The sequence below is a fragment of the Bradyrhizobium sp. 153 genome, from assembly GCF_023073835.1.
GTDB lineage: Bacteria > Pseudomonadota > Alphaproteobacteria > Rhizobiales > Xanthobacteraceae > Bradyrhizobium.
Window position 1 is genome coordinate 119,141 of the sequence record NZ_JADPKH010000074.1, and the last position, 20,976, is coordinate 140,116.

At 64.7% G+C, this 20,976-nt stretch carries 20 protein-coding genes; 12 read left to right on the forward strand and 8 right to left on the reverse strand.

What is annotated here, in order from left to right; all coding sequences use genetic code 11:
• Positions 1–85 precede the first annotated feature (85 nt).
• The 11 genes from IVA91_RS17260 to IVA91_RS17310 all read left to right on the forward strand — a co-directional run bounded on the left by IVA91_RS17260 (position 86) and on the right by IVA91_RS17310 (position 9,629).
• Positions 86–604 carry a ClpXP protease specificity-enhancing factor SspB gene (locus IVA91_RS17260; protein WP_247278525.1) on the forward strand — a complete coding sequence of 173 codons (519 nt, stop codon included), beginning with the start codon at positions 86–88 and terminating at the stop codon, positions 602–604.
• Positions 605–707: 103 nt separating this feature from the next.
• Positions 708–2,171 (forward strand): class II fumarate hydratase, encoded by a 1,464-nt coding sequence (gene fumC / locus IVA91_RS17265; RefSeq protein WP_247278524.1) that lies wholly within the window; start codon positions 708–710, stop codon positions 2,169–2,171.
• An 88-nt stretch (positions 2,172–2,259) separates the two neighbouring features.
• A complete protein-coding gene (locus tag IVA91_RS17270) occupies positions 2,260–2,436 on the forward strand; it encodes a hypothetical protein (RefSeq protein WP_247278523.1) in 177 nt (58 codons plus the stop codon).
• A gap of 12 nt (positions 2,437–2,448) precedes the next feature.
• A complete protein-coding gene (locus IVA91_RS17275) occupies positions 2,449–2,637 on the forward strand; it encodes a DUF4169 family protein (RefSeq protein WP_247278522.1) in 189 nt (62 codons plus the stop codon).
• Positions 2,634–2,885: a ribbon-helix-helix domain-containing protein gene (locus IVA91_RS17280; RefSeq protein WP_247278521.1), complete on the forward strand. Its 252-nt coding sequence runs from the start codon at positions 2,634–2,636 to the stop codon at positions 2,883–2,885. The genes IVA91_RS17275 and IVA91_RS17280 overlap by 4 nt, the downstream gene beginning before the upstream one ends.
• 110 nt (positions 2,886–2,995) lie before the next feature.
• Positions 2,996–3,271, forward strand: coding sequence for a FeoA family protein (locus IVA91_RS17285; protein WP_247278520.1), 276 nt, complete (start codon positions 2,996–2,998; stop codon positions 3,269–3,271).
• A 23-nt stretch (positions 3,272–3,294) separates the two neighbouring features.
• The gene (locus IVA91_RS17290; protein WP_247278519.1) at positions 3,295–5,166 is read left to right on the forward strand and encodes a ferrous iron transporter B; all 1,872 of its coding nucleotides are present in this window, start codon (positions 3,295–3,297) and stop codon (positions 5,164–5,166) included.
• Between the two features lie 222 nt (positions 5,167–5,388).
• The gene (locus IVA91_RS17295) at positions 5,389–5,886 is read left to right on the forward strand and encodes a GNAT family N-acetyltransferase (RefSeq protein WP_247278518.1); all 498 of its coding nucleotides are present in this window, start codon (positions 5,389–5,391) and stop codon (positions 5,884–5,886) included.
• A gap of 92 nt (positions 5,887–5,978) precedes the next feature.
• Positions 5,979–6,215: a hypothetical protein gene (locus tag IVA91_RS17300; RefSeq protein ID WP_247278517.1), complete on the forward strand. Its 237-nt coding sequence runs from the start codon at positions 5,979–5,981 to the stop codon at positions 6,213–6,215.
• A gap of 196 nt (positions 6,216–6,411) precedes the next feature.
• A complete protein-coding gene (locus tag IVA91_RS17305; RefSeq protein WP_247278516.1) occupies positions 6,412–7,926 on the forward strand; it encodes an ATPase domain-containing protein in 1,515 nt (504 codons plus the stop codon).
• Positions 7,923–9,629 (forward strand): response regulator, encoded by a 1,707-nt coding sequence (locus IVA91_RS17310; RefSeq protein WP_247278515.1) that lies wholly within the window; start codon positions 7,923–7,925, stop codon positions 9,627–9,629. Before IVA91_RS17305 ends, IVA91_RS17310 begins: the two co-directional genes overlap by 4 nt.
• 27 nt (positions 9,630–9,656) lie before the next feature.
• Here the strand turns inward: IVA91_RS17310 and IVA91_RS17315 are convergent, their stop codons facing one another.
• The 6 genes from IVA91_RS17315 to IVA91_RS17340 all read right to left on the reverse strand — a co-directional run bounded on the left by IVA91_RS17315 (position 9,657) and on the right by IVA91_RS17340 (position 17,631).
• Positions 9,657–10,385, reverse strand: a complete 729-nt coding sequence (locus IVA91_RS17315; RefSeq protein WP_247278514.1) for a Crp/Fnr family transcriptional regulator — start codon at positions 10,383–10,385, stop codon at positions 9,657–9,659.
• Between the two features lie 158 nt (positions 10,386–10,543).
• Entirely contained in the window at positions 10,544–10,792 is a 249-nt protein-coding gene (locus tag IVA91_RS17320; RefSeq protein WP_247278513.1) for a hypothetical protein, read from the reverse strand.
• Positions 10,793–10,846: 54 nt separating this feature from the next.
• Complete coding sequence (locus tag IVA91_RS17325) at positions 10,847–11,083, reverse strand: hypothetical protein (RefSeq protein WP_247278512.1); 237 nt, start codon at positions 11,081–11,083, stop codon at positions 10,847–10,849.
• A gap of 12 nt (positions 11,084–11,095) precedes the next feature.
• Entirely contained in the window at positions 11,096–12,214 is a 1,119-nt protein-coding gene (locus tag IVA91_RS17330) for a DUF2336 domain-containing protein (protein ID WP_247420273.1), read from the reverse strand.
• A gap of 268 nt (positions 12,215–12,482) precedes the next feature.
• Positions 12,483–16,106: an AsmA-like C-terminal region-containing protein gene (locus IVA91_RS17335; RefSeq protein WP_247278510.1), complete on the reverse strand. Its 3,624-nt coding sequence runs from the start codon at positions 16,104–16,106 to the stop codon at positions 12,483–12,485.
• 280 nt (positions 16,107–16,386) lie between these two features.
• Positions 16,387–17,631 carry a cytochrome P450 gene (locus IVA91_RS17340; RefSeq protein ID WP_247278509.1) on the reverse strand — a complete coding sequence of 415 codons (1,245 nt, stop codon included), beginning with the start codon at positions 17,629–17,631 and terminating at the stop codon, positions 16,387–16,389.
• A 131-nt stretch (positions 17,632–17,762) separates the two neighbouring features.
• Between IVA91_RS17340 and IVA91_RS17345 the strand changes: the two genes are divergently transcribed.
• On the forward strand, positions 17,763–18,374 hold the full coding sequence (locus IVA91_RS17345; protein WP_247278508.1) for a TetR/AcrR family transcriptional regulator: 612 nt from the start codon (positions 17,763–17,765) through the stop codon (positions 18,372–18,374).
• A 100-nt stretch (positions 18,375–18,474) separates the two neighbouring features.
• On the opposite strand, the gene IVA91_RS17350 is transcribed toward IVA91_RS17345, so the two are convergent.
• On the reverse strand, positions 18,475–19,773 hold the full coding sequence (locus IVA91_RS17350; protein WP_247459036.1) for an MFS transporter: 1,299 nt from the start codon (positions 19,771–19,773) through the stop codon (positions 18,475–18,477).
• A gap of 224 nt (positions 19,774–19,997) precedes the next feature.
• Positions 19,998–20,975: an NAD(P)-dependent oxidoreductase gene (locus IVA91_RS17355; RefSeq protein ID WP_247278506.1), complete on the reverse strand. Its 978-nt coding sequence runs from the start codon at positions 20,973–20,975 to the stop codon at positions 19,998–20,000.
• Between the last annotated feature and the right edge of the window lies 1 nt (position 20,976).

Below are 20,976 nucleotides of genomic sequence, written 5' to 3' on the forward strand. Positions count from 1 at the left end.
CCTGCTGACCCGTCAGGCGCGGTACTATTGCGGCTTGGCGAGTCGGGCCGGCAGGGCCCGGCTTCGGGGATGCAACAGGACCACCATGGCGACCGATCATATCCGATACGATGTGCTGGCCCGCGACGCGCTGCGCGGCGTGCTGCGCAAGGTGCTGACCGATGCGGCGACCCATGGCCTGCCGGGCGAGCACCATTTCTTCATCACCTTCGTGTCGAAGGCCGAGGGCGTGAAGCTGTCGCCGCGGTTGCTCGCGCAATATCCGGAAGAGATGACGATCATCCTCCAGCACCAGTTCTGGGACCTGACCGTGCTCGAGGACCGTTTCGAGGTTGGCCTGTCGTTCGGCGGCATTCCGGAGCGGCTGGTGGTGCCGTTCAGCGCCATCAAGAGCTTCCTCGATCCGTCCGTGAAATTCGGCCTCCAGTTCGACACCTCCGACCTCGCCGAGGTGGTGCCCGAGAGTTTGCCGGCAGCACCCGCACCGTCGGCCGTCGCGGTACCCGCGCCCGCCGCTGAGCCGAAGGAAAGCACGGACGCGCCGGCGGCCCCGAACCAGGGCGGCGCCGAAGTCGTACGGCTCGATCGTTTCCGCAAGAAATGATCTAGATTGGGCTCGCCCCGTCTCGCGCGGCCGGACTCCCTATATATCCGACTCCCTATATAGAAGGCATATCAAGGGGCCGCGCGGCATTCCGCACGGCGAAATGGATGTGCTCATGGCCAAGACTGCCCACTCAGAGACTGCCCGCTCAGAAACTGCTCGCTCGAAGACCGACCGCCCCGCCACCCGCACCGAGACCGATAGTTTTGGCCCCATCGAGGTCGCCGCCGACCGCTATTGGGGGGCGCAGACCGAACGCTCGCGCCAGAATTTTCGCATCGGCACGGATCGCATGCCGATCTCGCTGGTGCATGCGCTCGGCATCGTCAAGCTCGCCGCGGCACAGTCCAATCGCGAACTTGGCCTGCTCGACCAGCGCCGCGCCAACGCCATCATCCGCGCCGCGCGCGAGGTGATCGAGGGCAAGCTCGACGATCATTTCCCGCTGGTGGTGTGGCAGACCGGCTCCGGCACGCAGACCAATATGAACCTCAACGAGGTCATCGCAAACCGTGCCAACGAGCTGCTCGGCGGCGAGCTCGGTGCCAAGAAGCCGGTGCATCCCAACGACCACGTCAACATGAGTCAGTCGTCGAACGACTCTTTTCCCACCGCGATGCACATTGCCGCCGCAAGCCGCATCAATGCCGATCTCGTCCCTGCGCTCGATGAGCTGCTCCGCGCGCTGCGCAAGAAGGAGGAGGAGTTTTCCAAGATCGTGAAGATCGGCCGAACCCACACCCAGGATGCGACGCCGCTGACGCTCGGCCAGGAGTTTTCGGGCTATGCCGCGCAGGTCGAGAGCGGCATCGCCCGGCTCAAGATCGCGGTGAAGGAGCTCTATCCGCTGGCGCAGGGCGGCACCGCCGTCGGCACCGGCCTCAACTCCAAGCCGCGCTTTGCAAAGCTGTTCGCAAAGCACGTTGCCGGGATCACGAAGCTGCCCTTCACCAGCGCCGCCAACAAATTCGAGGCGCTGGCCTCGAACGATGCCTATGTGCTGGCGCACGGCGCCATCAATTCGGTGGCGACGGGCCTGTTCAAGATCGCCAACGACATCCGCCTGCTCGGATCCGGCCCGCGCTCGGGCCTGGGTGAGCTGATCCTGCCGGAGAACGAGCCGGGCTCCTCGATCATGCCGGGCAAGGTCAATCCGACGCAGTGCGAGGCGATGACCATGGTGTGCTGCCAGGTGTTCGGCAATCACACCGCGATCACGGTCGCCGGCAGCCAGGGCCATTTCGAGCTCAACGTCTACAAGCCGGTGTTGGCCTACAACATGCTGCACTCGATCCGCTTACTGGCGGACGCCGCGCGCTCCTTCACCGAACATTGCGTCAGCGGCATCCGCGCCGACGAGACGCGCATCAAGGAGCTGATGCAGCGCTCGCTGATGCTGGTGACGGCGCTCGCGCCGAAAATCGGCTACGACAATGCGGCCAAGGTGGCCAAGACCGCGCATGCCAACGGCACCACGCTGAAGGAAGAGGCGCTGCGGCTCGGCTTCGTTTCGGCCGATGAATTCGACCGCCTGGTCCGCCCTGAGAAGATGACCAGCCCGGGATAAATTCCGAATTCCGCTAGCCATCCGTAGTGATACGGACGCCAGACCCGCAGAAATATGCGGCTTTGGGGACGGGATTTGATTACCGTCAATGGCGCTGCGGGGCGGCGTGCTGCGCAGCCCTTCTGCCCTCGACGGGGGCGAAATTCATCGTTTGATGGCCGAGTGGCCGATTGACGAGGACGAGCGAATGGCAATCAAGTCTTTGGGGGCGCAATGCAGCGCCCGGTTTCTGAACGTTTCAACCTGCCTGAAGAGGATCGGGTGATGGAGACGCGGCATGGGGAACGTCATCAACCTGAATCGTTTCAGGAAGCGCGCCGAGCGGGAAGCCTCGGCGAAGCAGGCGGACGCCAACCGGGCGAAGTTCGGCCGCACGAAAGCGGAGCGGTCGGCGGAGGAGAAGCGGGCGGACCGGGCGAAGGAGCATCTGGATCAGCACCAGATCGATCGCGAGGAGCAGCCATGAAGTCGCCCGTCGTGAAACGGTCGATCGTCGTCGCCGGCCACAAGACCAGCGTCAGCCTGGAAGAGGCGTTCTGGAACGGCATGAAGGAGATCTCGGGCCTGCGCAACATGACGCTGTCCGAGTTGGTCGGCGAGATCGACAGTAACCGCCAGCAGGGTAATCTGTCGTCGGCGATCCGCCTGTTCGTCCTGGACTACTTCAAGAGCCGCGCCATGACCGTCCAGCCGGAAAAGGTCTCGGCCCAGTAGCTGCGGGGACTTTCCCGGGCGACCTGCTCTGCACTTTAAAATCACTCTAAGGTGCAGCTTCGGCGAGCAAGCGCGCTTGACCTCAATGCCCTGGGTTGAAAATACAGGGCATGACCGACACCAACGATACGCGTTCGCAGATGCCGCTGGGCCTGGCGCAGCGCGGCTATACCGGCGTCATCCAGCATCTGTCTGCCCGCGAGGCGGGCTCGGCGCTGTCGGACATCGAGCTCGAGAGCCGGCTGATCGAACTCGGCTTCGTCGAGGGCGCCCGGGTCGAGGTCCTGCATGAGGGGCTGGTCGGACGCGACCCGATCGCCGTGCGGGTCGACAATATCACCATCGCGGTCCGTCGTCGCGAAGCCATGGCCATCATCGTCGCTTAGATAGCGGCCGGATATTTGCTCCCATGGAATTACCCCTGCTGCATCTCGCCTTGGTCGGCACACCAAACAGCGGCAAGACCTCGCTGTTCAATGCCCTGACCGGCAGCCGGCAGAAGGTGGCGAACTATCCGGGCGTCACGGTCGAGCGCAAGGAAGGCTTTTTCGTCACGCCGCTCGGTCGCCAGGTCTCCGTGGTCGACCTGCCCGGCACCTACTCGCTGCGCGGCCGCAGCCCGGACGAGGAGATCACCCGCGACTTCGTGCTCGGCAAGGCCTCCGGCGAGACGATGCCCGATCTGGTGCTGTGCGTGGCCGACGCGACCAATCTGCGCCTGACCATCCGCCTGCTGCTCGAGCTCAAGCGCACGGGACGGCCGATGATCCTCGTGCTCAACATGTTCGACATCGCCACGCGCCGCGGCATCAATGTCGACGTGGAACGGCTCGCCAAGGAGCTCGACGTGCCCGTGGTCACCTCGATCGCGGTGCGCAAGGGCGGCACGGCCGATCTGTTGCAGCTGACCGACGAGATCTCGTCCAAGCTCGCCGCCGAGCTGCGCGAGAACAGCTGGCGCGCGCTCAGCGTCTCCGAGCTGCGCGCAACCCAGCGCGAGGCCGACCGCATCATCGCCGATTGCGTCAGCCTGCCTGCTAGTCCCGACACCTTGACCGCCCGGATCGACGCGATCGTGCTGCATCCCGTCGGCGGCCTCATCGTGCTCGCGCTGATCCTGTTCGTGATGTTCCAGGCGGTGTTCGCCTGGGCGCAGCCGCTGATGGAGCTGCTCAACTCCGGCTTCGATGCGCTGGGCGAGCTGGTCCACAACACCCTCCCCGCCGGCCTGCTCCAGAGCTTCCTTCAGAACGGTGTGATCTCGGGCGTCGGCAGCGTCATCGTGTTCCTGCCGCAGATCATCATCATATTCTTATTCATCCTGCTCCTGGAAGATTTCGGCTACATGGCGCGCGCCGCGTTCCTGATGGACCGCATCATGGGCGGCGCCGGCTTGCACGGCCGCGCCTTCATTCCGCTGTTGTCGAGCTTTGCCTGCGCCATTCCAGGCATCATGGCAACGCGCGTCATCGACAACAAGCGCGACCGGCTGACCACGATCCTGATCGCGCCGCTGATGACCTGCTCGGCGCGCATTCCGGTCTACACGCTGATCATCTCCGCCTTCATTCCGGCCAGGGACGTCTGGGGCTTCATCAACTTGCAAGGCCTCGTGATGTTCGGCCTCTATGCCACCGGCATCGCCAGCGCGCTGCTGGTCTCGTTCGTGATCAAGTTCTTCATGCTGCGCGACTATGCCCCGGCGCCGTTCATGCTGGAGCTGCCGGACTACAAAGTGCCGCAGCTAAAATCGATCGCGATCGGCATCTACACCCGAGCGAAGATGTTTTTGCAGCGCGCCGGCACCACGATCTTCTCGATGATGGTGCTGATCTGGTTCCTGGCTTCGTTCCCGCAGCCGCCTGCGGGCGCCACGGAGCCGGCGATCGATTTCAGCCTGGCTGCGATCATCGGCAAGGCGCTCGAGCCGCTGCTCGCGCCGGTCGGCTTCAACTGGCAGATCGCGGTCGCCCTGATCCCCGGCATGGCGGCGCGCGAGGTCGCGGTCGCAGCCCTCGGCACCGTCTATGCGATCGAGGGCGGCAAGGAGGCGGCCGAGCAGATCGGTCAGGTGCTGGCGACGAAATGGTCGCTCGCGACCGCCCTGTCGATGCTGGCCTGGTACATCTTCGCCCCGCAATGCGCCTCCACGCTGGCGGTGATCCGGCGCGAGACCGGAAGCTGGGCCTGGATGGCCGTGACCTTCACCTACATGCTGCTGCTGGCCTATGCGGCGAGCCTCGTCACCTACAATGTCGCGGTCGCGCTAGGGGCGGGCTAAAGCCCCTCCCAAGACAAAAGCTGCGAAAACAACCCCATGCACAGTAGACAGGGGTCATGAAATCAATGGCTTACGCGTGTGCGAAAGTCATCCGACCATAGACGGGATAACCGGCCGAAATTCGGAAAATCAGTTGACCCGTCGGGCAAAACACCGGCATGATGGCATCGTCACCTTCAACGCCATCAAGATCGCGGCCAGTCCGAAATCGCCATCGGCTTCATGGATCACTTCAGCACCGACAGACTGACCGCCGAGAGGTTGCACGAAAACCACCTCGCCGACCTCGTCGCACTCCATCTCGATCCCGATGTCTCGCGCTATATCGGCGGCGTACGCTCGGCCGAGACGACGACGAATTATCTCGCCACCAACATGGCGCATTGGGACGAGCATGGCTTCGGGCTGTGGACGCTGCGATCGAAAGACGGGGCGTTCGCCGGGCGGGCGGGAATCCGGCACATCCTCGTCGACGACGTCGCCGAGATCGAGATTGCCTACGCGTTCAAGCGCGATCTCTGGGGCCAGGGACTTGCGAGCGAGATCGCGAGCGCGCTGACGGACATTGGGCTGTCGCAGCTCGCGCTGCCATCCCTCATCGGCATCGTCTATGTCGCGAATGGCGCATCGCGCCGCGTGCTGGAGAAGTCGCACTATCTGCTCGAGCGGCGCACGAACCGTCACGGCGAGGACGTCGCGATCTACCGCAAACGGCGGTGAGAGACTGATCCGGGACGTCTCGCCATCTGCCGGTAGACTAGTCGGCTCGCGCAGCTGCGGAACGTATCGGGCTACCTCAGCATTCTCCCGCCATGCCCAGGTACTTCTTCCACGTCCACGACGTCGAACCGAGCTCCGATCAGCACGGCGAGGACCTGCCAGATGACGAAGCCGCCTGGCGCGAAGCCACGAGCTTTGCCGGGCAGCTCTTCAAGGACATCGACGGCAGGTTTCGGCCCGGCCAAGCATGGAGCCTGGAAGTGACCGATGAAGCCGGTAAGCCAATTTATCGGATCCAAATAACCTCAAAGGGCCAGATAAGCTCATAGGGGAACGGCGGCCTCAGGCCGACACGCGGCGGGCCCCCCGATCACCTTCCGCTAAGAGCGCGGGCCGTCAGGCCCGGTGGAACCCGGCGGCGGCGCGAGAGTTCCTTACCGATCTTACAGTGCAAATGCGGCTGCTCGCCTCGGGGCCCTTGGGGCAAGCAGCTGCGCTCTAGTAAACAAGTGCAACGGGGGTTCAATGACCGGTACGTCGAGGCCTGTGTCGGACAGTCATCTCAAAGATCTGCCGAGAGTTTCGACGGGCAGCGACGGCTTGGATGACATCCTGGGCGGCGGCTTGGACGCCAACCGGATGTATCTTTATGAGGGACGGCCCGGCACCGGCAAGACCACCATCGCCCTCCAATTCCTTCTCAGGGGCGTGCGCGATGGCGAACGCGTGCTTTATATCTCGCTATCTGAAACGAGGCGGGAGCTGGAGCTTGTCGCGCATCGGCACGGCTGGTCTTTGCAAGGCGTGGACATCTTTGAACTGGTCCCGCCGGAGACAACGCTCGATCCCGAACGCGAGCTCACGGTGTTCCATCCCGCAGAGATGGAGCTGAGCGAAACCACCAATTTGATTTTCAAGGAGGTCGAACGCGTTGATCCCACTCGCGTGGTGCTCGACAGCCTGTCCGAACTGCGCCTGCTGGCTCAAAACCCGCTGCGATACAGACGCCAGGTTTTGGCTCTGAAGCATTATTTCACCAATCGAAATTGCACGGTGGTCCTCCTCGACGATCTCTCATCGTCCCAGGACGACCTGCAGCTTCATTCCATCGCACACGGCGTCGTTATGCTCGAACAGCTGGCAATCGAGTACGGGGCCGAGCGGCGACGGCTTCGCGTGATCAAGATGCGCGGCATAAAGTTTCGCGGCGGCTACCACGATTTCACGATCTCGGAGGGCGGCTTGCGGATATTCCCCAGGCTGGTCGCGGCCGAACATCACAAGCCCTTTTCCGGCGAGTTCACGCCCAGCGGCAGCGCCGAGCTCGACCAATTGCTGGGAGGCGGCCTCGAGCGCGGCACCAACGCACTTCTCATTGGCGCTGCCGGGGTCGGCAAATCGTCGCTAGCGCTGACCTATGCGATAGCGGCGGCGGAACGTGGCGAGCACGCCGTGTTCTTCGCCTTCGATGAAGGCCGGGGCACCGTGGAGGCGCGAGCCCGCACGCTCGGCCTGCCTCTCCAGGAGCACATTGACTCGGGGCGAATTCGGTTTCAGCAGATAGATCCCGCCGAATTGTCGCCCGGCGAGTTCACGGCGAGCCTGCGCCGGAGCGTCGAGGTCGACAATGCGCGCGTGGTGATCATCGACAGTCTGAACGGTTACTTGAATGCGATGCCGGATGAGCGGTTTCTCATCCTGCAGATGCATGAACTCCTGAGCTACCTGGCACAGCAGGGCGTGTTGACCATCCTTATCCTCGCTCAGCATGGACTGGTCGGCCCGATGGATACGCCGCTCGACATCAGCTATTTGAGCGATTCGGTCTTGATGCTGCGCTATTTCGAGTTCGGCGGACGAGTGCGGCGCGCCTTGTCTGTCGTCAAGAAGCGCAGCGGCAATCACGAGCATAGTATCCGCGAGTTTCGGCTCGGCAGCACCGGGATCAAACTGGGCCCACCCCTCAATGAATTCAGCGGCATCTTTTCCGGCAATCCGCGTTATACCGGCTCGGAACTCCCGGAAGGACTGGCGGAATGAGCGCCCGCCGGGACAACCGTGTTCTCGTATATGCGCCCATCGGCCGGGACGGACCGGCATCGGCCGAGCTTTTCCGCGGCGCGGATCTGGACGCGGTCAACTGCCGAAGCCTGCTCCAACTCGTCAGCGAGATGGCCGCTGGCGTGGGCACCGTGTTTCTGGCGGAGGAGGGATTGTTCGGGAAAGACACGGCGCCGCTGGCACAATGGATCGCGAACCAACCGCCATGGTCCGACCTCCCATTTGTCGTTCTCACCAGCCATCGAGAGCAGCCGGCGGTCGTCGCCTGGCGCCGCAGCATCGTCGAGCTTTTGCGTAACGTTTCGCTGCTCGAGCGGCCGGTGCAGCCGATTACGCTGACCAGCGCGGTGCAATCCGCGATGCGGGCACGGCGGCGTCAATACGAGATCCGGGCTCTGCTTGAGGCGCGCGAGCAGACGGCGCAGGAGCTCGAGAAGCTGGTGATCGAGCGGACGCGAGAGCTGAAGGAGGCCAACGAGCAGCTTCGCCTCGAAATGAACGAGCGCGCTCGCGTGGAGGAAACGTTACGCCAGGCCCAGAAAATCGAAGCCATCGGCCAGCTCACCGGCGGCGTGGCTCACGACTTCAACAATCTGCTGATGGTGATTTCCGGCGGGCTCGACATGCTCGACCGCCAGACAGATCCAAACCGGCGCCGGCGTCTGATGGACGGGATGATCCAGGCGGCGCAGCGCGGCGCCAGCCTGACGAAGCAGCTTCTGGCGTTTTCCCGCCGGCAGACGCTTCGGCCGGAGCCCGTCGACGTCGCCGCTCAGATTGGCGGCATGCGCGAACTGCTCGATCGCAGCCTGAGGGGCGATGTTCATGTCGAGTTCGATTTTCCGGATTCGCTGTGGCCGGTAGAGGTCGATCCCGGTGAGCTCGAGCTGGTCATTCTCAATCTGGCCGTCAACGCACGCGACGCCATGCCCAACGGCGGCACGATCGTCGTGCGCGGGGAAAATCTACCCGACCTGAAGGACCAAGAGATCTCCGGCGATTATGTGCGTCTCTCAGTTATCGACACCGGTATTGGGATGGCTCCGGGCGTCTTGTCCCGCGTCTTCGAGCCGTTCTTCACGACCAAGGACGTCGGAAAGGGCTCGGGCCTTGGGCTGGCGCAGGTTCATGGATTTGCGACGCAGTCGCGGGGCACGGTGCGCATCCAATCGGAGGTCGGCCGCGGCACCAGCATCGAGCTGTACCTGCCGAGATCGTTGGACGTTCCTTCCAGGGAGCGACACCTCATCGACCTCACCAGGGTGCGGCCGAAGAAGAAGAACCACGGTCGGATCCTGCTGGTCGAAGACGATGACGAGGTGGCTGCATTGGTCAGCGAGATGCTCGGCCAACTCGGCTATGACGTCACGCACGCCTCCAGCGCGGCGGCGGCGCTTGGCGCCTTGGCCGACGGGCGCTCCATCGATCTGATCTTTTCCGACATCATGATGCCGGGCGGTATGAACGGGGTCGAGCTCGCGCGAGAGATCAAGAAAAGACGCAGTGACGTACCCGTCTTGCTGACCAGTGGATACGCCGAAGCGGCCGTCCATGAAGCCGAAGCCGAGGACGTTCAGATCCTGGCAAAGCCCTATCATATCGACGAACTGGCCGCCGCCCTTCACGCGGTCAAGTCAAAGCTTCGGCTCGACACGGACTCAAGGCGCTCGAATTGCCGCTGAGCTGGGCGGAGGCACGCGAAAGCGAAATCAGACCGATGGGCGCTGATGCAGGTAGATCTTTTCGAACTGCCCTACCTCCTCCACCTTGGCCTTGTCGAGCAAGTGGAAGGTTCTGCGCTCGGTTGCGACGAGACCATCGTGACGAAGCTGCTGCAGGATCCGGTTGACGTGAACGACCGATAATCCAAGGCAGTCCGCCAGTTCGATTTGAGTAATTGGGAGCTCAAAGGACCCCTTTGTCGTGCGCCCGATCAGTTCAAGCCGCTCGTAAAGCTCTACCAACAAGTGCGCCATTCGAACACGCGCCGGCCTGCGTCCGACATTGACGATCCATTCCCTGAAAATTGCGGAGTCGATCAGCGTTTCGCGCCAGAGCGCAGCCGCTACGTTAGGTCGCCTTTGATTTAGCTCACGCAAGGTGTCGTGCTTGATGAAACCGAGGGTACATTCTGTGAGCGTCGTCAGGTCATGATCCATGACGTGCAAGTGCAGGCTCTGGAGGTCCGGGATTTCTCCCGGCATATGGAGCGAGAGAATTTGCCTCTGTCCATCCGGCGTAAGCTTGGAGCGGAATGCAAACCCATCAACGATCAGGCAGGATTCCGAGGGGCGGTCACCGTCACGCACGAAACGGTGCTGGGCCGCGACGCGCTTGCTATGGATAGAAAGTTGTTCAAGTGCCAGGACATCGTCCTGGTCGAGCCGATTGGCCTTACTGAGCTTTTGAACGAGCGCAGCCGTTAACGTTCCGGGCATCGCGCACCTCTCCGCGCTTGAGGACGTTTGAGCCGGAGAGGAACTCGCCGCTCCGGCCTATAAGGCGGGAGCACAAAACTCTCAGCCACCAGCGCCCAAGAGTCGCGGCCGGTGATCGGGGACAATCACAGGTTAAGGGGAAGGTTCCAACCGAGGGCCTAAGTTAGTTTCTGGGCTGATACCCGCTCGATCTCGAAGCGCAACGAAACCAGCAAAACCGGGCCGAAATCATCGCGAACTTCGATTGCCAGCGCCCGAAACGCCGAACCGGGCAGCACGTCCTTGGCGAAATCGGCCATCGCAGCCGAGACCATAGTTCTCACCTCCTCCAAGGAGGCGATATCGACGCCGATCTCGTCGGCGATGAAGGTCTCATTGTCCCGGGTGTCGAAGTAATAGCGTGGCATGCACGCAAACCGACTGCCAACGCGTCCGTTCCTCGGTCCCAGCCGTTTGTGCGCTCACCGGAAATACCCCAGCACCAGATCGATGTCCGAGCTGCCGGCCAGCGTGCCGTTCAGCTCGGCGTCGATGACGCGGCGGCAGGCTTCGATCGCGGCGTGGTCACCGAGGTCGTTGGCGGCTTCCAGCACGAGCCAGGCGGCCTCAACCGACGCCTTGTCCGGCGCACCGCCGAGATCGGCGGCCGGTGTCTTGTTGATCTTCTTGCGAACTGCGGTGCCGAATTGAGGCAACATTGCTGATACTCCTCAGTGTACCTGGAGCTCGGGCTGACGGCCCGCGTCGGCACCCGCGCTGTTCTTGCGCGACTGGTAGAACTTCAGGATGCTGCGCGAGGTCTCGATCTTGAGCCGGCCGTACTCGTGCTCATTGTCGTGGAGTTCGCGCGCCGTGATCAGATGATCCTTGGCGCCGAGGAACAGCAGCGACATGGTCGTGTCCCAGGAGAAGTCGAGTGCCTTGCACAGCACCAGGATCATCTCCCGATTGCGGTCCATCAGCGCACGCTCGATCACGTCGACCGGCAGCGCCGACAGCAGCGACAAGCCGATCTGCACTTCGTCGAAGCGGTGCTGGCGCGCATAGTTCGAGATCGAGTCCTGGTTGAGATTGCCCTGGCGGTATTGCGTCGTTACCACGCGCTTGGCGACGAAATAGCTGCGCGAGGACGGACCGAACTTGGACTGAAGATCGCCGGTGACCTCGGTCACCGAGCTCTGGATCTGCGTCATCATTTCGGGTCGTTCAGTCTCGAGCCGGCGGCGGACGTCTTCCGAGGCCTTGGAGATCAGCTGCTGGAAGATGTGGCGCGGCACGTCCTTGCGCAGGCCAAGCTGTTCGGCAAGGATCGAATCTCCCTCGGCGCGGCGCACCATGTGCAGCAGGCCTGAGCCGGAGAAGCGTGCGCCCTCGTTCTTCGCAACGGACGTCACCACCTCCTGGTTGCCGCGCTTGACCAGCACGTCGGTCACGGCCTCGCCGATCGACTTGCGCTGGGCGATCGCCAGCAGATGCGACTGGCTCTTGGTCATGGCGCTCTCGACCAGCATCTTCTCGTCGATACGATTGGACTCGCGCAGCACGGGACCTGCGACGTCGATCTCGTCGTCGAGCGCGAGCTTCTCGATGACATTGAAGGGAGCATGGTCGCACGCCGACATCACCTCCGAGAGCTGCACCCGCGCCGCGACTTCGATCTCGTCGGCAAGCCGCCCGATGACCTCGCCGAACATGCTGATCTCGTCGTCGCTGTAGCGGCCGGTGATCAGGATGTCGGTCGCATGCCACAATGCCTTCGCACGGCTTTCGTCGGTGCCGCGTGCGATCGCGTCGTCCAGATCCTGTAGAAGCGTTTTCGCCCCGTTCATCTCGATAACCCCCAGTTCTTGGCGAGCAGTTCTTGCCGAGCAGTTCTTGACGAGCAGCTTGGCGAGCTGTCCCGCCGCTCGTGGCAGGACACCGGATTCCTCAGGAACCGACGCTAGAGATCAAACGCGAGAATTCAGTAAAACCGGCAAATCAGTTTTGCCGACCAAAATTCATTCAAATGCGTGGGAATGGGTTTACCGGCGCGGAAGGTCTCGCTTCACCTCTTCGGAAGGGAAGGTGAAGACCGGACCTGCGGCTAGCACCGCCTCACGGATTCTGTGGCGTCAGCACCAGCGGCGGCTTCGGCTTGGGCTTGGCGGGCGGCGGGCCCGGAGCGGGCTTCACGTCGATCGGCGGCGGCAAAGGGGCAAGTTGCTGGCTTGCCAGCGGTGGGCTCGGCACAGCGGGGGCCGCGTGCGGAGCTTTCGGCGTCGGGGCAACCTTCGCCTTTACCGGTGCGCGCCGCGGATCCTGGCCAGGCAGGGGCACATTCGCAGGCGCCTGCTCCGGCGCGCCATCGGGAGAGACCAGGGTCGGCAGAGCGGCCGTGGCGGGCGGCGGCTCGCCGCGCTCGATCGCATCGAGCCGGCGCGTCTCGCGGTCGATGGTGCGCACCGCGAGCCAGGAAGACAGCGGCGCGAGATCGACGGTGCGATTGAGCTTGTCCGGAGGGCCTGCCGCGAACAGCTGGATCTCCGGCGGGGCGCCGGAGAGGCCGGTCATGATCGGCGTCAGGCTGGCGCGGATGTCGGCCTGGTCGGCGGGAATGTCGTAGCCGCCGGAGACGATGGCGCGGGCGTTCTTCGCTTCCAGCGGCGTCGCGCCGACGCGCAGGCGCCCATCGCGGATCGTGAACGGGATCTGCGCCGAAGCGACCGCGATCGGGCCTGCCGACAGCGCGGGCTCGACCAGCTGGCGCAGCCGGTTGTCGTCACTGACCTGGCCGCCGTCGCTGGCGCGGATTGCGATCTCGAAGGCGCGCGGATTGAGGCCGGCAATCTCGGCGGAGTCGAGCGTCACCGTGCCGTTGCCGGCGAGCGCGCCGGTGAGGGCCGCGACGCTGCGGCCCTGGCTGGTCAGCGCCATCTGCACCGAGGCGCGTCCCTTGGGCAGCGCGAGATTGCGGTAGCGCAGCGCCGCCGCATCGACATTGCCGAGTTCGATACGCGCGTTCAGGGCCAAGCCATTTGCGCTATTGCGCGCGTCGAGACTTGCCGACATCTCGCCGCCGCCGATGCCGCCCTTGAGCGCATCGAGCGCGAGCGACTGGCCGTCGCCGCGGATCGTGCCGGCGAAGGGGCGCAGCTCGATGCCACCGGGCAATGTGCCGCGCAATGCCTGGAAGGCGATGCGGCCGCGCCAGCCACCGATGAGCCCCGCACTCAACGGTTCGCCGGACTCATGTCCGGCGGCGCCGATTGCCATCGCGAGCGCCGGCGCAAGATCGAGCGTATCGAGGCCCACCTCGCCATCGACACTCTTGTCCTGATCGAGCGTCACCGTCAGATGGCCGCGCAGGTGCGAGCCGGCTGCGGTGCTGTCGAGATCATCGAAGGTCAGGCGATTGCCGGACAGGCTGACGCGCGAGGACAGGCTGACTTTCTGCGCTGGCTTGTCGGTCGCGCTGGTCCCGAACAGCGGCGCCAGATTGGCGTTGCGCACGCGCAGGCTCGCGCTGCCCTTTGATGCCGGCCAGTCAAAATTGCCTTGCGCATCCGCATCCAGCGCGCCCGAGAGCTTTGCGTTCACTTGCAGCGGCCGGCTCCAGGCGCCGGTCACCTTGCCTTCGAACTGCGAAGCGCCCTCGCCTGCGGCCACCACGCGATCGAGGCCGAGCAGCGCCAGCAGCGCGCCGGCCTGCGGCGCCGTTAGTTTCGTATCGAGTGTGAAGTCGCTGTTGCGCAGGCGCTCGATGTCGAAGCCGCTGACGGCGGCCACCGGCGTCTGCGCGGCCAGCGTCGCGGTCGCCTTGAGCTGCGGCGCGTCGAGATCGAACACGGCGCGGACGTTGCTGCGATCGGCATGCTCGGCATTCTTGTCGAGGCTGAGGTCGAGCTTCAGGCGCGTCGCGCCGGCCAATGCCGGCATGGCATCGAAGCGCGCCCGCACCGCGGGCGCAAACGGCTCGATCAGCGCCGTGAGCTCGTGCAGCGAATTGCCGGAGGATTTCAGCGCGAGCCTGCCGGTGACCTGGGTGCGATCGAAGCTGCCGCTCGCTTCGGTGGTCACGCCGCCAGCCTGTCCGAACCGCAAGTGCTCCAGCGATAGCGCCGCCGGGCCGTAGCCGAGCTTTGCCGCAAACGGCCGCAGCTCCTGTCCTGCGGAGATGGCGCGGCCGATATCGAGCGAGAGCTTTGCCTCCTCCGGCCATTCGCCCTGCGGCCCGGCAAGCGCGCGCACAAAACTTGCCGCGGCATCGAGGTCGAGACGATCGGCCTTGAGCTCGGCATCAATCCGGGAGCCCTTGCTGGCGCCGGTCTGGACGAAGGCGATGCGGCCCTCCACCGCACCGCCCTCGATCTCGGCCTTCAGCCTGTCGATGGCGAGATGGTTGGCGGCAATCGTCACGTCACCGGCAAGGCGCAGCGGCCGCGTGCTGCGCCGGTTGATCTCGCTGCGGCCCTGCAGCCAAGCCAGCAGCGTATCGGGATCGGACGATTCGACGCTGAGGCGGCCGCTGAAGCTGTCGGCGCCGGGAGTCGCGCCATTGAGCGAGAGCTGCGTCATGCCGGGAGCGCGCAGCTCGAGCCGCTGGAAGGTCCAGGATCGTCCGTCGGTCTGAAGCTCGGCCGTGATGTTCTGGAGCGGACGGCCGCCGAGCATGATCTGGTCGGAGTTGAATTCGATCTGCGCCGGGATCGGCGCCTGCGGGATCGCGGCCAGCCCTGCGCGCAGCGCCGGCAGGACACGCTGCGGATCGGCATCGTCCTTGGCAGCATCCTTGGCCGCCAGCTTGTCGGCATCGACCTGCCGCGCCGAGAGCACCGCGCGCAGCAGCGGCGAGGCGCCGAACTTGAGGTCGCCGACGCCGCCGAGCTTCAGTGCGGCGTCCTCAGTACCGAAGCTGACGTCGATCTGGTCGAACTTTGCGCCGGCCGGATCGGCCTTCAGCTTCGTCGTGAGCTTCCAGGGCGTCGGCCCTACCTCGCCCGCCTTCTTCGTCGCGGGCACGGCGAGCGTCAGTGCGCCGTCGAATTTCGGCAGGCGGTTGTCGAAGGCGAGCACGCCTTCGAGATCGGCGAGGATGGCGCGCTCGCCCGGATCGATGTTGAGGTGGAGGCGGGTGGCGTTGCCGTCGGCGCTTGGGCCGGAGGAGATGCGAAACGGATAGCGCACGCCGTTGGCGGAGAAACGGCCGTCGCCGCGCAGGGAGCCGGCGAGCGAGCGCACGTCACCGGAAAAGGCGATGTCGCTCAGCTCCAGCGTCGAGCGGCTGGCGGCATCGTGCAGGGCGATGCGGCCGGTGAGATTGAGCCGCTCGATAGCGAGCGACGCGAGATTGAAGGCACCGCTCGCAGTAGACGGCAAATCGACCCGCCCGCGCGCGTCCAGGCCGAGGTCGACCGCCATGCCGCCGACCGAAAGCTCGGTGGCGCGCCATTCGCCGCGCATGAGGGAGCCAAGACTGAACTCGACGTCGAGCTTGTCGGCGCGCAGGCGGCCGAGATCGTTGTTGCCGCCGAAGGTGACCGCGCGCAGCCGCAGCGTCGGCGCCGGCAACAGCCGCGCGTCGAGCTCGCCCGCCACCCGCACCGGCACGCCGATGATTCGGCTCGCCTCCGCCTCGAACTGGGGCCGAAACTGGTTCCAGTCGACGAAGTGAGGCCCGATCAGCGCGGCCAGCAGCGCAATGATGAAGGCAATCGCCAATCCGAGCAGCGTCGTCTGCACGGGTCTCCCCTCGGCCAAAACGGCGCCCGGACCAGACTTTGCCCTCGGAAGGCTTCAGGCGGGCCGGAACAGCCCCTTATATAGGGGGAAGTATGGCGAAGTCACAGCGACCGTTGCGCGCGGAGGTTAACGCCGGCGAGAGGCCCTCATGGCGAGGAGGCGCAAAGCGCCGTCCCGAACCATAGAGGTCCCGCTTCCGCCGGCGGCCATCCTTCGAGACGCCCGCTTCGCGGGCTCCTCGGGATGAGGACCTGCGCTCGCAGAACCAGGGCTGACGCCTTTACCAGCTTGCCGGCAACCGCTTCAGGCCGCGCAGCACGAAGGTCGGCCGCCATTCCGGGGTTTCGACATCGTCGATGCGCAAATCGGGCAGCCGCCGGAGCAGCGTCGCGATGGCGATCTCGGCCTCGATGCGCGCCAATTGGGCCCCCAGGCAGAAATGGATGCCGCCGCCGAATGACAGCGGCTTCACGTTCTGGCGGGTGACGTCCAACCGGTCGGGCCGGTCGGGATAGACCGCCGGATCGCGGTTGGCCGAGCCGAGCAGGCAGAGCACGGTCTCGCCCTTGGGGATCTTCACCCCGCCGAGATCGTCGATGTCCTCCAGCGCGACGCGCCCGGTCATCTGCACCGAGGAATCGTAGCGCAGGAATTCCTCGATCGCGCCCACCATCAGCTCGGGCCGCGCCTTCAAAAGCGCGAGCTGGTCCGGATTGCGGTGGAGCGCCAGCAGGCCGTTGCCGATCAGATTGACGGTGGTCTCGTGACCGGCGCCGAACAAGAGGATGATGTTGGCGGTCAATTCCTCGTTGGTGAGCTTGTTGCCGTCCTCCTCGGCCTGCACGAGCTGGGTGATGAGATCGTCGCCGGGACTGCGGCGGCGCAGCTCGAACAGCTGCTGGAAGTACATCTGGGCCATCAGGTTGCCGGCGTTGCCCTGCTTGATCTCTTCCGGCGACAGCGGCACCGGGTCGAGCAGCCGCCCGCCGTCGCGCGAGCTCTTGTAGAAGACCTCGCGGTGCTCCTCGGGGATACCGAGCATGTCGCAGATGATGGTGACAGGCAGGCGGAAGGCGAAATCCTCGATCAGGTCCATGTGGCCGCCGTCGATCACCGCATCGATGGTCTGGTCGACAATCTCCTGGATGCGCGGGCGCATGTCCTCGACGCGGCGGGCGGTGAAGGCCTTCACGACCAGGCCGCGCAGGCGGGTGTGGTCGGGCGGATCGGCTTGCAGCATCCAGTGGCTCATGCTGCGGAACACCGGCTCGTCCATGATCTTTTCGCTATAGCGGCGCTTGGTGCGCTCGACGAAATCCTTGCCGAAGCGCTTGTCGCGCAGCACCAGGCTGACATCGGCGTGTCGGCTGGTGACGAATTGGCCGAACGGCGTCACATGGATCGGATCGATCGTGCGCAGCCGATCATAATGCGGATAGGGATCGCGGATGAAGTCCGGCGACAGCGGGTTGAACAGCTGATCGCTGTTCGGGCCTTGATTCGCGCCTTGCACTTGCTCGTTCATGGTGACCTCAGATCGGTTGCCGCATGACACGAATACGCAAAGCTGTCCCACAGCCCGGCGTAACCATCCCTTTCGAATTATCAACTCGATACATTGTTGTATCGAATTGCATTCTGCCCTAAGCTGCCGGGATGTCAAGAGTGAGAACCAGGCCGACCAGGGACGATACGCGCGACAGATTGTTCGAGGCGGCCGCGCGCGTGTTCGAGCAAGACGGCATTGGCGGCGCCAGCATCGAGGCGATCGCGGCCGCGGCGGGTTTTACCCGCGGCGCGTTCTATTCCAACTTCAAGAGCAAGGACGAGCTGATCATCGCCATGCTCGAGGACCATGTCGAGCAGTCGATCCGGCGCAACATGGACATCCTCGCGCAGCACGACAATCTCGACGATTTCATCGCGGCGCTGAAGACGATGGACCGCAGCAAGCAGGATCCACTCGGCCGCTCGCCGCTGCTGCACATGGAGATGATCCTGTTCGTCGCGCGCGCCGAGAAGCGCCGCCCGGAACTTGCAAAACGCCTGCGCGCGCGGCGCAAGCTGGTCGCCGACATCGTCGAGGCGACGTTGAAGAGCAACGGGCGGAATGACAGTCTGAACCCGCCCTGGATGGCCTCCGTCGTGCTCGCACTGGAAGACGGCTTCCGCCTGCACCGGCTGATCGACCCCGAGACGACGCCGGCCGACAGCTTTTTGCGCGCGATCACGGATCTGCGGCGGAGGACCGGGTTGGCGTCGGAATAGGATGTCGCTTCGCAGGACCGTCGCGTTTCCACGTCCCACTAAGAGGCGGCATGCTTAACGTGCCGCCAGGGCGACGGCGGCAACGCGGTGCATGCGGAACCTACTGTGCAGCTTCGCTCTGGACCGCGTGCAGCCGGCCGGCCACCACCCGCACCTTGCGCGGCGCGGCCCGCCAGATCGACAGCGCCGACAATGCGCTCACGATCACGGCAATGCCGAAGGCGAGCGTGTAATCGCCGGCGCGATCGTAGAGAAAGCCGGTCACCCAGGGACCGGCGGCACCGCCCGCCAGCGCGGCCAGCATGATCGTGCCGAAGATGCTGCCCTGGTGCCGGCCCTGGAAGATCTCGAACACCACAGCGCCCATGATCGAGGTGAGGCCGTAGCCGAGCGCGCCTTGCGTGAACACCATGAGATAGACCAGCCACAATGATGGCTGGTACTTCAGCGCTATCAGCGCCGCGAAGCAGACGGCAAAACCCGCGCAGCTGATCGCCCACACCCATTCCCGCCCGATCCGGTCGGAGACATGGCCGAGCAGGATCTGGCCGGGAATGCCGAGCAGGCTGACGATGCCGAGCGCCCACACCGCGACACCAGGGCTGAAGCCGATGTCGAGCAGGAATTTGGTCTGGTGCACCTGCACCGCGTACCAGATGTACAGGCCGCAGAAATAACCGAACGCGATCCACCAAAATCGTGCAGTTGCGACGGCACGCTTCAGCGTCCATTCGGTGCCGGCCCAGACCGGATCGACGACATTGGAGACGGGCTTTGCCGCTCCCGCGAGCCGGGCGGCATCGCCGTCCGGCTCAAGGCCGATGTCCTCGGGGCGCTTGCGCAGCAGCAGATTGATGGGCGCCAGAACGATCAGGACCAGCAGCCCCATCGCGGTGCAGGCGGTGCGCCAGCCGGTCTGTTCGATCATGTGCTGCACCCATGGCAGCAGCGTCACCGAGCCGATGCCGACGCCGGCGAACGCGATACCGATGGCGAAGCCGCGCTTGCGGATGAACCAGTTCGGCAGGAACAGCGACTGGCCGGAATAGCCGAGACAGACCGAGCCGGCGCCGACCATGACGCCGATGGTGACGTAGAGATGCCAGGGCGCGCTGGTGAGCGGCGCGAGCAGCAGGCCGCCGCCCATCAGCACGACGCCGAGCTCCATCACGGCGCGCGGGCCGGCGCGGTCCATGAGGCGGCCGATCAGCGGGCTGACCACGCCCGACACCACGAAGCCGAAGGAGAACGCCCCCGCGGTGACGCCACGCTCCCAGCCGAACTCGGAGATGATGGGAGGAAAGAACAATGAAAAGGCGGTGCGCGCGTTGACGCCAATGGCCATGGTGACGAAGGTCACGGCGACTACGACCCAGCCGTAGAAGAACGGAAACCGCATGTTTGTGTTTCATCCCTGGACGATCCTTCCGACCATCCGGAGATGCCCGGGTCAAGCGCTTTTCGTGCATGCCTCTTGAGCGGCAGCGCAATCGCATATGAGAGCGGCCCTGCGGCGATCGTCCATGATCTCGATCTCCAGCCGCTGCGGCGGCAGGCCCGAATCTGCGCGCACCGCCAAGATCATCTCGGCCGAAGGAGGGACGCTCAAGCGGTGGATCGTCTTTAAGGCCGCCGCGTCCAGTGGTCGGCATTGACGGCGCCTTGCGGGATCGCTCCCTTCACGATCGCTTCGACCTGACGCACCGTTTCCAGGGACTGATATTCGATTGCCTGCGGGGTCAGGCCGCCGACATGCGGCGTGGCGATCACGTTCGGCAGTTTCGCCAGCTCGGGCGTCGGCATCTGATCGGGCGCGCGGCCGACATCCATGGCCGCGCCGGCGATGCGATGCTCGATCAATGCCCGCGCCAGCGCCGCCTCGTCGACGAGATTGCCGCGCGAGAGATTGATGAAGACGGCATGCTTCTGCATGCGCGCCAGTGCCGCTTCCCCAATCAGGTTCTCGGTCTGCTCGTTGGCCACCGCGAGGCAGACGACGTAGTCCGACGCGGCGAGCAGCTCATCAAGACCGACCTGCCGGATCGCAGCATCACTGACGGTCGCGAAGGGATCGGCGACCAGCACCTCCATGCGCAGCACTTTTGCCACCTCGGCGAGATAGCGCCCGATGCTGCCATAGCCGATGATGCCGATCCGGCTGCCCGCGAGCTGGCGGCCCATCCGTGCTTCCGCCTTGCGGCCGGCCTGGTAGTCGGCGGTGGTTCGCGAGACGCCGCGGGAGAGATCGACCATGAAGCCGAGCGCGAGCTCGGCCACCGCCTGCACGAAGCCCGGGCCGGCACGGGTCACGAGCACGCCCGCCCTCGATGCCGCGTCGACATTGACGTTGCGGATGTCGACGGCGCAGCGGACGAATGCACACAGGCGCGGCAGCTGCGCAAAGATCTCGCCGCGCCCCTCCGTCATGCGATCGGCAACGATGATGTCAACGTCCTTGGCCGCACGCACGAGCCCGGCAGCGTCGAGCGGCTCGTCGCCATCGTGCAGCATCACCTCGGCGGTCGCGCGCAGGCCGTCCAGGCTGCGATCGCCGTAATAGTTCCGGCGCATCTCCGGCGTGTGAGCGAGCAGGACTTTCACG